The following is a 13,151-nucleotide window of genomic DNA, read 5'->3' on the forward strand; positions in this document are numbered from 1 at the left end:
TTCCTCCTATAATTGCTTCTTATATATCCATTGTCTATTTTACCGAAATCCTCATCATTTTACTAATATGTTACTCTTCCACTTTAAACTGCTCGACTAATCTTTCTAAATCTCTCATATGCTCTGTCAAGCTTTCCATCGTATGAGCTACCTTTTCTAAATGATTCACTTGCGATTCAGTTGCAGCATTTACCTCTTCAGATACAGCTGCACTTTCTTGACTCGTACTAGCAATTGTATGCATTACCTCTGTAATTTCACCTTGCTCGTGACCTATATTGTTTACTTCTTCTACAATTTTTTCAACTGAGATACTAATCGTATTTACAACCGACATAATTGTACGGAATTCCGCCTCTGCCTCTGTCGTCACTTTATTTTGTATATCAGCAATATCTTTCAATTTACTTACGACCTCTACAACTCGTTTTACTTCTAATTGGACATCGCCAATCATCGTTGCGATTTCTCCTGTTGCCTCTTTTGATTGTTCCGCTAACTTTCGAACTTCTTCAGCCACAACTGCAAATCCCTTACCTTGCTCACCTGCACGTGCTGCTTCAATCGAAGCGTTTAAAGCAAGTAAGTTCGTTTGATCGGAAATACCTTTTATAAGCTCTACAACATTTTGAATCGATCCGACTTTTTGCTCTAACTTACCAGATGCTTCCTCTGTATGAACAACAATCGAAGATGACTCTCCTCTTGTACGAACTAAATTTTGCATCGTATTTAACCCTTGCTTAGATGCCTTTTCCGCTTTACCAGCCACTCCTTTTATTTCACCAACGGAGCTATTCATTTCTTCCACTGACTGCGCCATGTTCTCAAGCTGAGCTGAAACTTCATCTACACTATTGGCAAGAGTAGATGCTCCCCCGCTCACATCATCCATTGCACCTGACACTTCTCTACTAGCGGCCACCGTTTCATTCGTTAAATAATGGAGATTATTCGTTGATTGCTGCACTGTTGATACACTATTTTTAATTTTACTTACCATTTCATTCATTTGCCCAACCATATGATTAAAATGGTTCGTCAGCTCTCCAACCTCATCTTTACTTGTCACTTTCATTTGCAGTGTTAAATCTCCTTCTGCTACTTTTTGAACGTGATTCGTTAATAATTGCAGTGGTCTTGCTAATCTTCTTGAGAATAAATAAGAAGCTACTATTCCAACTAATAAACTAATACATCCCATTATAATGACTGTATTTCTCATACTACTTAACAATCCATCAATCGTTTGTTTCGGATAAAAAATTCCTATCTTCCATTTCATCGCATCAAATAACTGACTATAGACAACTACATCTTCACCTTTTAATGTAGTTTCAGCATATTTTGTGACATCTTTATTTAAACTCTTCAGCAATGGCTCTTTAGAAATATCTTTCCCTATCTTTTCTGGGTAAACAAGAGCTATATTTTTATCATTTATAATAAACATTTCTCCGTCATTATTGTATTGAATATTATGAAGTAACTTCTGAATTGTTCCGAGCGATACATCCATCGCAACAACGCCTAATACAGATCCATCTTCAGACGTAATAGCTTTAGAAACCCCTACACTTAACTTTCCTGTCGCGATTTCATATGAAGGTTGTCCCCAATGAACCTTTTTCACATCAGCCTCTGAATCTTTATACCATGGTCTTGTCGTTGGATCATATCCTTCCGGCACTTTTCCACCTTCAGCAAGATTGGCACTTAATGTTTTTTTATCTCTCGTACCAATATATAAATCTAAAATACCAGGATGGTTCTTTTTATACTCCAAAAACTCTTTCGTCAAAAACGCTTCCTCTTCTGGAGTAATTCCATCTTGAATCATATTACGAATCATCTCACTGTTCGCATAATACCCCATATCTTCATCAGTTCTTTGAACAAATGTCGTAAGTTGCTCTGTCACAAGATCCATCGTATTTTGAGAATACTGGTCTAAGGAACTTACTTCTTTCTCTTTCTGTAATTGATACATAGCTGTACCCAATATTACGAACATCATAGAAATAAGAACTGAAAACACTACCGCAATTTTTAAACGTAAACTTCTTAACATCTTCCCCCAAGCATCCCCTTATCGTTGTATTGTAATAATATTAATCACTATATTAAGTATAATGGATAAAATTAAAAAATTGAAATTAATTCTCACCCCATTCACATAGGAATACTCCTAACACTTGTGCAAAAACAAATAGTTCATTATCCTTAAAATATAATCTCATTCGTTCGGAGGGAACTATGTTACAAAAATTCGGTTTCTCACAATATGAAAGCCAAGCTTATGAAGTTGTCGTATCAAGCAATGAACCGTTAGATGCTACAACAATTGTGAAGCACTCTGGTGTTCCAAAAGCAAAAATATATGAAGTGCTAGCACGCCTGATAGATAAAGGAATGGTAATGGATTCTGTTTCAGAAAAGAAAAAGTTGTATACAGCATTACCACTAAAACTAGCAATTGAAAAATTAACGACAGAATTCCAAGCAAATATTCAAGACTTAGAAACGAATATATCAAAAAAATCATTTACGGATGACCGTGTGTGGAGCTTAAAGATGCAATCTTCTATTCGAGTTCAAAGTAAAGAGCTCATTGAAAGTGCAAAAGAATCGATTCGTATTTCAGCTTGGAATGACACTCTTTCAGAATACCTTCCTTTACTAGAACAAAAAGCAAAACAAGGCGTCCAAATTGAGTCCCTTATAGTTGGAAAAGTAGAAACAGATTTAGAAAACATGCATTTTCTAATCCCAGCTGAAGAACCTAATGCATTAGAGCGCTACTTACTACTCATCGTTGACGACCGTGAAATTTTATTTGCTGGTGTAGAACAAGAGTCATGGCAAGCAATGAAAACAATGTCACAACCTTTCGTGAAGTTCTTTACAGAATTCTTCTATCATGACGTTGCACTTGCGAAAATTACCCAGAAACACCATGATCTCTTTATGGAAGATGAGGAAATTAAAAGTTTGTTGATGAAATTAAGATACTAATTAAATAATAAAAAGGAGTCTAGTTGTTCACTTAGACTCCTTTTCATTTTGTTCCTTTATATCCATCAACAGCTCAATGATTTTCTCATTTTGCTCCACTTGTTTCTCTGAATTTTGATAAATGAAACGAACCCATCTAAAGAGAAAAATTACAAGAAAGAATGGTATGATCGTAAATAAAAAACCAATGATTGAAAAACTTGAATACATATACTATCACCTCGCTATATATAACTTCTTCATTTTCCTACTAACCCCTTCCATTTTTTACAAATAAAAAAAGAACCTATCAAACGATAGATTCTTCTTTCACAAACTGAGTAGAACGTCCTCTCGTAATGGAGAAAATCGCACAAAGCAGTGCTAATATAATAAAGCCACCGCCTACCCAAGAGTTATATATAACAGATGATTTTTCAATAACAACTCCGCCTACTGTTGAACCGAGCGCAATTCCTAAGTGAAGGGCAGAGTTATTTAAACTTTGCTGAATACCAGCTGATTCTGGTGCAATTTCAATTAAGTAATTTTGTTGTGCTGGTGAAATAGCCCAGCTCAGCATACTCCAAAGTCCCATCATAATAATGAAGAGCGGGAATGAAAATGTCATCATTGGCAACATAAAGATTGCACATGCAAATACGATAATGATGGAAATAATACTTTTCTTCGATCCCCATTTATCAGCAAGCAAGCCCCCAAGGCCGCCTCCAAGTACCGCTGCGATTCCGAAAATGAAGTAAAACACACTAATCCAGTTCGCTTCCACATGCATCACATCTTTTAAAAATGGTGTTAAGTATGCATACAGTGTTAAATGACCTGTTAAAAATAAAAATGATGTTAACTGTGCACTCACAATTTTTTTATCTTTCAACGTAGCAATTTGTTCTCTTATTGATAACACCGATGTCGGCGGTACTTTCGTTAAGAATAATGAAATACAAGCGATTGCCATAACTGTTAATATCGAAATGAATACAAATGGTGCACGCCATCCATATTCATTGCCGAGCACAAGACCAAGTGGTACCCCAAGTACGAGAGAGCCACTAATCCCCATGAAAATAATTCCAATTGCACGCGCACGAAAATGCGGTTCTACAACGCTAGAAGCAAGTGTTACAGATAGCGCAATAATTAATGAACCACTTGCCGCACAAATTACCCTTGAGAACATTAACATTTCGTAATTTACACTAAATGCTGAAATAATATTTCCGATTAAGAAAATTGATAATGCCCCAATGTATAATGTTTTTCTTTCAAACTTTCCTGTTACCGCTAATAAAACTGGACCTGATAAAGCAAATACTACTGAAAATATTGTTATAAGCTGACCAGCTGCGCTAATAGATACTCCTAAATCATTGGCAACTAAATCAAGCGTTCCTCCTATAATTAGCTCAACCGTTCCGACTACGAAAGCCGCAATAGCTAAAATATATACACGAAAATTCAAGTCTTTCCCCACGCTTTCTATTTTGGTTACTACTATTATAGTAACCAAAATAGAAACTGTAAGCAAGTACAATTTTTTTACAATAAAAAAGGTAGGCGCATTATACACCTACCCCTCCATCATTCAGTTTCTTTCTTCTTATTTAAATACCAATACACCGGAAGTCCAGTAAAGACAATTCCAATTGATAAGAAACAACTTACCGGATCATTGATAATTGCACTACCAATTACAAAGAACGAACCTAAAATCGCTACGATTGGTACGATTGGGAATAAAGGTACACTATATGCACGCTCTTTATTCTTATTACGTTTTCTTAAAATGAAGACACCAATAAACGTCATTACATAGAAAATATAAATAATGAATACGGAAATCTCAGATAGCTTATTTGGATCACTAATAATCATTAAAATAATTCCTAAAATGATTTCAACAGTAATTGCATTTGCTGGTGTTTTAAATCTCGGACTTTCCTTTGCAATAAACTTAGCAAATGGAAGTTGTCCACGTTCTGCCATCGACATCGGGATACGTGGGAACGTTAAAATCTTTCCATTTAAACAACCGAAAATAGAAACGATAATACCGATACTAATAATTTTTCCGCCATATTCTCCAAGTAGCATGCCTGCAGCTGTCGCTGTTGCATTTTCTCCAAGGTCTACAATTTGTGTTGCTGGTAATACATTCAGTAACGCCAAGTTAATTAATACGTAAGCAGCAGTTACAATTAAAATACCAACTGTCATTGCCTTCGGTAATAACTTTGTTGGATTCTTCATTTCTCCGCCGATGGAAGCGAGTAAAATCCAACCGTCATAAGCAAATAAAGTTGCTAAAATTGCCATACCTATACTTTGATTTTCTGATATCGGCACTACTACGTTAAAAATATCACTATTTCCTTTCCAAAAGCCTAATACAACAATTAAAATGATCGGAATCATCTTCCCTATTGTCGTAACCGTTTGGACGATACCTCCATATTTTGTCCCCATACTATTTACAACGCCTAGGAACACAACGGTACCAATTGCGATTGGTAAATTCCATACTTTATCTAAATAGAAAAAATTGATCATTAAAGAACTAAAATACAACCCTAACGTTCCAATAATAGCTGGGCCATACACAATCGTTTGCATCCAGCCTGATAAATACCCCCAAAAACTTCCGTAAATCTCCTCTAAATACGTATACAACCCACCATTTTTCGGGATTTGCGCTCCAATTTCAGCTACTGTTAAACCACTTGCTAGTGTCAACAGACCACCAATTACCCAAGCAAGAATAGCCATATTAGAACTCCCTGAGTAATCTAATACGCTCCCTGGTTTCATAAACACACCAGATCCAATGATAGTCCCTACTACGATAGAAAGCGCTACTGTTAAACCAATTTTGTTTTTCTCATCATGATGCATGCTGCGTATCCTCCTTCCAATCCTAGTGTGATGCAAAAATGAAATAAAAAAACACTCCTCCCTAAAAAAGGGACGAGTGTTATATTCGTGGTTCCACCCTTGTTTCAATTCGCAAAGTTACATACTTCACCAATTTCTCAAGTCTAAATAACGGTTTTTGCCGGCAAGCAATTACTAGGTATCCGTTCACTGCTGCAGTTCAGAGGTGGTAATCTATTTTCCCGTACTAGGAAGCTCACAGCCAAAGGCTTCCCTCTCTGAGAATCGTAAAAAATTGATCATGTCCTCATCATCACTTCTTGATGTCGAATTTTGTAGTTATTGTTCATTATATTGAATTGTTAGAAAAAATCAATATATTTTTTATATAACATAAGAAATATTTCTCTTCTTATATTATAACAGAAGGTACGACACTTCTCCATTTCCCTAAAAATGGTACAATCTATTTAGGAGGTGCACCAATAATGATTGCTGTCTTTTGTATCATCGCTACGTTTCTCTCCGTTCTATTCGCTATCATGCATCGGCAAAAGTATCCTGGTTATAGCATTTTAGCGGTAGCTATTATGCCAGCTGTTTCCTTCTACGTATTGGGTAAATATCAATATACGGAAGTGTTTATCGGTTTTGCAATCTTCTACTGCATCTTTGGATACATACTAACAATGAAAAGAATTTTATTGAATCATTAAAAGAGACCGATTTCTATAAGTAGAAATCGGTCCTCGCATGTACCTTCCGGTTGCCCACACGAAAGATACATAACTCAATTATTTATCTTCTTTTTTCATAAAAAATTTATGATGTGGAAGATTCACATTTAATTCCTCTAATTGTTTCTTTTCATTTTCTAGAACTGCTTTTGCTTTTGCCTTTGTTGCTTCATCTAATCCCGCGAAGATGTCTTCATGCTTCTCTTTCCCTGGAAGTTTCACGCCTAACTTTGTTAATTCTTCTTTTGCTTGTTCACGTGTTAATTTTCCGGATTTCTCTTGCTCTAAAATCGATTTCGCTTTTTCTTTCGCCTGATCATCTAATCCTGCAAACATATCCTTATGTTTACCCTTCTCTGGCAATTTCACGCCTAGCTTTGTTAATTCTTCTTTTGCTTGTTCACGTGTTAATTTTCCGGATTTCTCTTGCTCTAAAATTGACTTTGCTTTTACTTTCGCCTGATCATCTAATCCTGCAAACATATCCTTGTGTTTACCCTTCTCCGGCAATTTCACACCTAGCTTTGTTAATTCTTCTTGCGCTTGTTCATGTGTTAACTTTCCAGATTTCTCTTGCTCTAAAATTGATTTTGCTTTTTCTTTCGTTTGATCATCTAATCCCGCAAGCATATCTTTACGTTTTTCTTTCTCTGGAAGCTTTACACCTAGCTCCTCTAATTGTTTCTTTGTATCGTCCATAATTGTTTTCACTTTTTGTTTTGTAGCGTCATCTAAATCTTTCTTCACCGTTTTTGTAGGCTGATCCACTGCTGGAGTATTCGTTGCCGCAAATGCTGGTACACCCACTCCTCCTATAATTCCAAATGATAAAGCACCTGCAATTGCTAAATACCCAACTGTTTTCTTCTTCATAGGAAATTTCCTCCTTCATATTTCTAAAGCATGTACACTTTCGTATACAATGCCTATAGTAATATTGGTTTCTTAAAATTCCCTTAACGACTTAACAAAAAAACACCGCTCATCACGAGCGGCGTTGTTCTAAGCTTTTTGTAATTGTAATTCTTCACGTTCCATTATTTTTCTTAATACAATTGTTTGTGTCATTGTAAATAGGTTACCTGTAATCCAATACAGTACAAGACCTGATGGCGCCGCAAATCCCATAAATAGAATCATTGCTGGCATCATAATTTGCTGCATTTTTAGCATTTGTACTTGTTCTCCAGGTGTGATATTAGATTGGAAAACTTTCATCTGAATAAATGTCGTTAACGCTGCAATAATCGGTAATATATGATATGGATCTGCATGTCCTAAGTTCACCCATAAAAATGAAGATGTGCGAATCTCTTCTGTTCGGCTAATCGCATAATACAAAGCAGAGAAAATCGGCATTTGTATAAAGATTGGCCAACAACCAGCAAGTGGATTCCAACCGCCTGATTTCATTAGTTCTGACATTTCTTTTTGATACTGCTTTTGTTTTTCAAGATCTTTGCTTACATCACCGTATTTTTTCTTTAGCTTCTGCAATTCAGGTTGCATTTTTTTCATTTTCGCTTGGCTACGGTATTGTGAAACAGCTAATGGAATCATTGCTGAACGAATAACGAGCGTCATGATAATGATCGCAATCCCGAAGCTAGCTCCAGGTATATGATGAGCAACAAATTGAATCATAAACGAGATTGGATATACAAAGTAATGATCCCAAATCCCAGTACTATGTGCATCAATTGGGGCCGCATTACTGCAACCAGATAAAACAAAAACAAGTAATAATGATAAACTAACGAGCACAGCTCGATATGATTTTAACATGTTCATTCCTCCAATGTTTCGTAATTATTTAGCGAAACATTGGTGTATACGGACCGACCTCGTCATTCTCTTCACTTGATTCTTGTCTGCGAACAGAACGAATCATTCCATATTTATAAAAAATAGAAAATAGCGTTACATTTCCTGCACTATCTTCACATGTATCAACTAACGCAAAAGCTCTTTGTTTACCGCTCGATGCTTGCTGACGCACAAAGCGAGAAACATTGGCAAGGAAGAAAACTTCTAATAAACAAAGCGCCGTTGTTACAAACGATATATATAGAATTGCATCCTGCAATAAAAATTCCATCGCTTCACATCCTTAATAAGCTCATTTTAGCACATCGGGCAAATATTCTCTATTTCCTTTTATTTTCAAAAAAAGTATTTTGCATATTTTCTCAAGAAAACAATAATTAAGAAACATTGTATTCGCTTTCTTTAGTATATTCACGCACATCAATGAATAGGCTTGATTTATTAGAAATTTATAAAATTTTTGCATTATAATAAAACTATTGCCAGTTTTTGAAAAAACCTTTATTCTCTTCTTGTAATCAAAAATGAATATGGAGATGAAACATACTATGGGTCAACTAGGAGACGCCGATTACGTTCCCGACACCGCCTTTTTATCTTTCCCAGCAGCTAAAACATTTCACTTAGAATTTATGATACAGTTGGTTGTTATTTTCATAGCTTCTATTTTGTATGCAATTTCTATGAACATGTTTTTTATCCCGCATAATATGATTAGCGGTGGATTTGCTGGTGTAGGGATGATTATCGGTTATTTAATGCATTACAATATCGGTGCACTTATCTTTTTACTAAACATTCCTCTTCTTATTTTAAGTCACTTTTACTTAGGCAAGAAGACAACCTTTTTAACAGCGTATTTTGTAGCTGTATCATCTTTAGCGATGAACATTATCCCAGTACATCAAGTTTCAGACGATATTTTACTTTCTTCTGTATTCGGTGGTGTAATTTGCGGAGCAGCTTCAGGAATCATATTCCGATTTGCTTCTTCAACAGGTGGTTTTGATGTCGTTGGATTGATTGTAGCAAAACATCGAGATATTTCGATTGGAGCAATCATCTTTGGATTCAACTTGATCTTACTTGTTGCAGCAGGATTTATTTTCGGATGGGATATTACGCTTTATACGTTAATTAGCCGGTTTGTAGTCAGCAAAGTAATTGATGCCGTGCATACAAAACATATTAAATTAACGATAATGACAGTTACAGAAAAAGGTGAGGAAATAAAAAGCGCACTATTACATCACGGCATACGCGGGGTGACAATGGTAGATGCTGTCGGCGGCTATACAAACCATAAGAAAAAAATGATTTACACTGTCGTGACTCGATATGAGTTAGGCGAAATGAAACGTATTATCCGTCAAGTGGATAACAAAGCATTCATGAACATTACTGAAACAGTTGAAATTGTCGGCCGTTTCAAACGCATATAAAAAAGCGCAAGGAACTAACATTCCTTGCGCTTTTTATTTTTTACACTTATTACAAAATCAGATAATTCTATTATTGTGTCCCTAAATGTGTTATAATGAAAACAGACTCACAAAAAAAGAGTATATAGACTTGGAAGTTTCTCATATTTTACAAACAAAAAGAAACGAGAAGTCGGGTATATTTCAGTCACCATACACGTAACGGTTTAAAAACCGATCATCTTAGTTATTCTTCACTAATCTTTTTATAAAAAGATACGTACAACTAAAATTCACTTCAATATACTATACCTACCTTTTTGACTTCCAAATCATCTTATTACATAAGGAGATGAACATATGAATCAATATATACGATATACAATAGCTGTCCTGTTTGCCATTATCGGCGGTGTGATTTGCTTCTGGACAAACACTCAGCTTGGAGAGAATATCATTTTTAATGGAATCGAAACACTTGTAAGCGCTTCAATTTTAGGCGGATACATTTATTTCCTCTTCAATCCAGAAGAAAATGCTCAAAAAACAATGTTATTAACAATGATCGGAATCGTTGGTGGATGTATTTCCTACTCAATGACAAACTATACATTACCACTTCAATTAAGCTCTGCTTTCTTCCACGGTCTATGGACTTGGTTTATCGCATTCTGCCTAGCAGATGTATTCAATCTTTTACAAGACACTGAAGAAGAAAATGGTCGTCAAATTGAAAGTAACTCGTAAGCTGGAAGAATATCTTCCGGCTTTTTTGTTTGCTATTCTTTCCTGTTCATACTCCATCACCAAAATAAAAAGAAGTTACCTCCACGGCAACTTCTTTTCCATATACCCCACTTAGTATTCACTTAAATATATCAACGATTTTTCAAATATATCGATCGTTTCTCCACTTATATCAACGATTTTTTCATTATATCGACGATTCGACACAAGATATCGATTTAACGACAATCTTCGACACTCGAAATACACAACATACCCTATCCCCCAAGCAACTTACTGCCGAACTCTACGATTAAAAAGATAATTAATAGGATCGCGAGTATCTTTAATGCTACATATGCTACTTTAAAAACAACATAAATGAGCAAGACTATCAAAACAATTGATAAAATTTCCATATTTACTTCCTCCAAGCTTTGCTCTTCTTATCTTATTTTACTCGTCCTAGGCTGTTTATGGAACGTTATAAGATGACATATAAAAAAGAGGATACCTCACCCATCGTAAGATACCCTCGCCTGTAGCTGCTCAAACCATTCTCTCTCTACTTGTAAATATCCCATTCCACTCTTCTCAGCACTCTCCAATTCTTTATCAGCTTTCTTCATATAAGTGCGGGAAGCTTCCATATCGTCCTCTAAATATTTAATAATTCCTTGTGTACGGTAATATCCGTTTAAATCCATTTTGGTAATGGCCTTTGCATGTTCCTTTGCTTCTTGCAGAGAAAGGCTATTTATCTGATAAAGAGCTTTATATAAAAGATACCAACTATGAAAACTACTAACGAAAAATTTATTTTCCTTCGTTACAGATAGTTGAACAATTTGTTCTATATACGGTATTGCTCTTTCCATTCCCCTTTGATCAGCTCGGGCATAAAAGACGAGCATAAGTCCGCTCATTATCTCTCTTATACTTTTATCCTCTTTTAATTTTTCCTCACTAAGTTCTACTAATCTCTCATCCCAATCTTTCGGTCTTTTATAACTAAATAACTCACTCGATATTTGAATCGTATATAAATGCTGCTTAGCTTTTTCATCATCTTTAATTAAAATGAGAAATTGCATACCATCACTCAGAAGCGTTCCTTTTATCGGCACGATTGTAACTGCAAAAATCACAAAGTGGAAAACGGAAAAATATAAAAGATATTGATAATAACTCACCATATATATGTAACCTGAAGTAATACCGAATAGTAAACTCATAATTGGCCCACCTAAAGTCATCCATGCCCATTTCTTTGAAAGGTTCGGTGTCTCTATAGAAGACGGCGCTAACATCACCACGCCACCAAAGTACGCCCATAATTTATTTTCTCGAATGCGTAATTTGCCTTTTTCCTTTTGAACAGTGATAGGTCCTACTGTCATAAATTTAAAATTCAAACCACCTATCAAGCCAAATAGTACGTGCCCTAGCTCATGAATGGCTAACACTAATAATACAATTCCAAATACTGCCCATATATTCAACATTACTTCTAATTTTCCAGTTCGGATTACTCCGTATAAAATGGACAAAACTAGCGCCGCCGTCATTGAACTAGCTGGCCTTCTTAAAATATCCACTCTTTTCTCTCCTTAATAAATCATTTTCCTCTGCATTTCGTACATGAATTTTCCGAGATGCAATATCCAAATAAATGAGATTAAGCCAATTAATACAAAATCGATATTACTAGCCGCTGTATATATAACGGCAGCCCACCATACATATGCTAATATTGTATTCGTAAATTCATACGCTTTATATCCAGCCTCATGCACAATGTGTTTTAATCCTTCATCTGCGTTTTTCGTCCACATTTTCATAGATTCCATATATGTTACACCTTGTTCAGGATATAGCTTATTATAACGATTTTTTGTTATGAACCCGATAATCACTACAGTAGTTAAACAGACAATAGAAGCTACTAAATTCCACACCGCAAATGAAACATTTGTATCCTGCACCAGTGCACGTCTGCATGTAATAACTGCATATACAAACCATGCCTGCGTAACTATATCACCTACACGTAAATATATACTTATAATGCCTAATTTTCTGCCTTGTACGCTCTCTTCTTCATCGCGTGCTTCCGCTAACATACGTGTATTCTTCCAAGTGTAGTACATCATTAAAATTCCAAAAATAGTACATACACCTATAAATAGATTAGATGATAATTTTCTCGGTTCATCCGAGAGTAAATCTAAAGCTATATAAGATGTTAAAAAACCACCCATCATACTTAATGCTATTTTCCCCACAAAATCAAATTGTTTTTTTCGTTTACTCTTCATCTTCCTCTTCCCCCTCCACTAACGTGAATATTTCCTCCACCGGTACATTGAAAATTTTTGCGATTTTTAACGACAATACAATAGATGGTGCATAATCCCCACGCTCAATTAAACTAATCGTTTGCCGTGATGAGCCAATCGCTTTCCCTAAATCCCCTTGTGATAAACGATGCTTTGCTCGCAATTCCCTCACTCGATTTTGAAGCTTCATATCTTCCCTCTTTTTCATTTATTTA

The 13,151-nt window shown here is 35.5% G+C and carries 15 protein-coding genes and 1 other annotated feature; of the genes, 4 read left to right on the forward strand and 11 right to left on the reverse strand.

Annotated features, from left to right (window positions below):
• Positions 1–70: 70 nt before the first annotated feature.
• Positions 71–2,071 (reverse strand): methyl-accepting chemotaxis protein, encoded by a 2,001-nt coding sequence (locus MHB70_RS23600; protein WP_061530582.1) that lies wholly within the window; start codon positions 2,069–2,071, stop codon positions 71–73.
• Between the two features lie 185 nt (positions 2,072–2,256).
• Here MHB70_RS23600 and MHB70_RS23605 point away from each other — a divergent pair, with 185 nt between their 5' ends.
• Positions 2,257–3,015: a TrmB family transcriptional regulator gene (locus MHB70_RS23605; RefSeq protein ID WP_000939466.1), complete on the forward strand. Its 759-nt coding sequence runs from the start codon at positions 2,257–2,259 to the stop codon at positions 3,013–3,015.
• Positions 3,016–3,042: 27 nt separating this feature from the next.
• On the opposite strand, the gene MHB70_RS23610 is transcribed toward MHB70_RS23605, so the two are convergent.
• From MHB70_RS23610 to MHB70_RS23620, 3 genes are all read right to left on the reverse strand, one after another.
• The gene (locus MHB70_RS23610) at positions 3,043–3,225 is read right to left on the reverse strand and encodes a hypothetical protein (protein ID WP_000287384.1); all 183 of its coding nucleotides are present in this window, start codon (positions 3,223–3,225) and stop codon (positions 3,043–3,045) included.
• A 79-nt stretch (positions 3,226–3,304) separates the two neighbouring features.
• A complete protein-coding gene (locus MHB70_RS23615) occupies positions 3,305–4,489 on the reverse strand; it encodes an MFS transporter (RefSeq protein ID WP_154698718.1) in 1,185 nt (394 codons plus the stop codon).
• Between the two features lie 107 nt (positions 4,490–4,596).
• Positions 4,597–5,907, reverse strand: coding sequence for an APC family permease (locus MHB70_RS23620; RefSeq protein WP_000546326.1), 1,311 nt, complete (start codon positions 5,905–5,907; stop codon positions 4,597–4,599).
• 65 nt (positions 5,908–5,972) lie between these two features.
• Positions 5,973–6,209 (reverse strand) — a binding site (T-box leader).
• Positions 6,210–6,374: 165 nt separating this feature from the next.
• Here MHB70_RS23620 and MHB70_RS23625 point away from each other — a divergent pair.
• A complete protein-coding gene (locus MHB70_RS23625; protein ID WP_000562240.1) occupies positions 6,375–6,602 on the forward strand; it encodes a hypothetical protein in 228 nt (75 codons plus the stop codon).
• 78 nt (positions 6,603–6,680) lie between these two features.
• Here MHB70_RS23625 and MHB70_RS23630 read toward each other — a convergent pair whose 3' ends face one another.
• From MHB70_RS23630 to MHB70_RS23640, 3 genes are all read right to left on the reverse strand, one after another.
• Entirely contained in the window at positions 6,681–7,496 is an 816-nt protein-coding gene (locus MHB70_RS23630) for a hypothetical protein (RefSeq protein WP_000730876.1), read from the reverse strand.
• 129 nt (positions 7,497–7,625) lie between these two features.
• Positions 7,626–8,408 carry a membrane protein insertase YidC gene (gene yidC / locus MHB70_RS23635; RefSeq protein WP_000920530.1) on the reverse strand — a complete coding sequence of 261 codons (783 nt, stop codon included), beginning with the start codon at positions 8,406–8,408 and terminating at the stop codon, positions 7,626–7,628.
• Positions 8,409–8,436: 28 nt separating this feature from the next.
• On the reverse strand, positions 8,437–8,721 hold the full coding sequence (locus MHB70_RS23640) for a hypothetical protein (RefSeq protein ID WP_000394928.1): 285 nt from the start codon (positions 8,719–8,721) through the stop codon (positions 8,437–8,439).
• 277 nt (positions 8,722–8,998) lie between these two features.
• Here MHB70_RS23640 and MHB70_RS23645 point away from each other — a divergent pair, with 277 nt between their 5' ends.
• Together MHB70_RS23645 and MHB70_RS23650 are read left to right on the forward strand one after the other, a co-directional pair.
• Positions 8,999–9,892 carry a YitT family protein gene (locus tag MHB70_RS23645; RefSeq protein WP_000530041.1) on the forward strand — a complete coding sequence of 298 codons (894 nt, stop codon included), beginning with the start codon at positions 8,999–9,001 and terminating at the stop codon, positions 9,890–9,892.
• A 339-nt stretch (positions 9,893–10,231) separates the two neighbouring features.
• The gene (locus tag MHB70_RS23650; protein ID WP_001077779.1) at positions 10,232–10,618 is read left to right on the forward strand and encodes a DUF3938 domain-containing protein; all 387 of its coding nucleotides are present in this window, start codon (positions 10,232–10,234) and stop codon (positions 10,616–10,618) included.
• A gap of 257 nt (positions 10,619–10,875) precedes the next feature.
• Here MHB70_RS23650 and MHB70_RS23655 read toward each other — a convergent pair whose 3' ends face one another.
• The 4 genes from MHB70_RS23655 to MHB70_RS23670 form a co-directional block, all read right to left on the reverse strand.
• Positions 10,876–11,016, reverse strand: a complete 141-nt coding sequence (locus MHB70_RS23655; RefSeq protein ID WP_000404759.1) for a DUF3985 family protein — start codon at positions 11,014–11,016, stop codon at positions 10,876–10,878.
• A gap of 96 nt (positions 11,017–11,112) precedes the next feature.
• Entirely contained in the window at positions 11,113–12,165 is a 1,053-nt protein-coding gene (locus MHB70_RS23660; protein WP_002093078.1) for a site-2 protease family protein, read from the reverse strand.
• A 42-nt stretch (positions 12,166–12,207) separates the two neighbouring features.
• On the reverse strand, positions 12,208–12,915 hold the full coding sequence (locus MHB70_RS23665) for a DUF3169 family protein (RefSeq protein ID WP_061530583.1): 708 nt from the start codon (positions 12,913–12,915) through the stop codon (positions 12,208–12,210).
• Complete coding sequence (locus MHB70_RS23670; RefSeq protein ID WP_000776159.1) at positions 12,905–13,126, reverse strand: helix-turn-helix transcriptional regulator; 222 nt, start codon at positions 13,124–13,126, stop codon at positions 12,905–12,907. The genes MHB70_RS23665 and MHB70_RS23670 overlap by 11 nt, the downstream gene beginning before the upstream one ends.
• Positions 13,127–13,151: the final 25 nt, after the last annotated feature.

It is taken from the genome of Bacillus sp. FSL M7-1020 (assembly GCF_038050415.1).
Taxonomy (GTDB): domain Bacteria; phylum Bacillota; class Bacilli; order Bacillales; family Bacillaceae_G; genus Bacillus_A; species Bacillus_A toyonensis.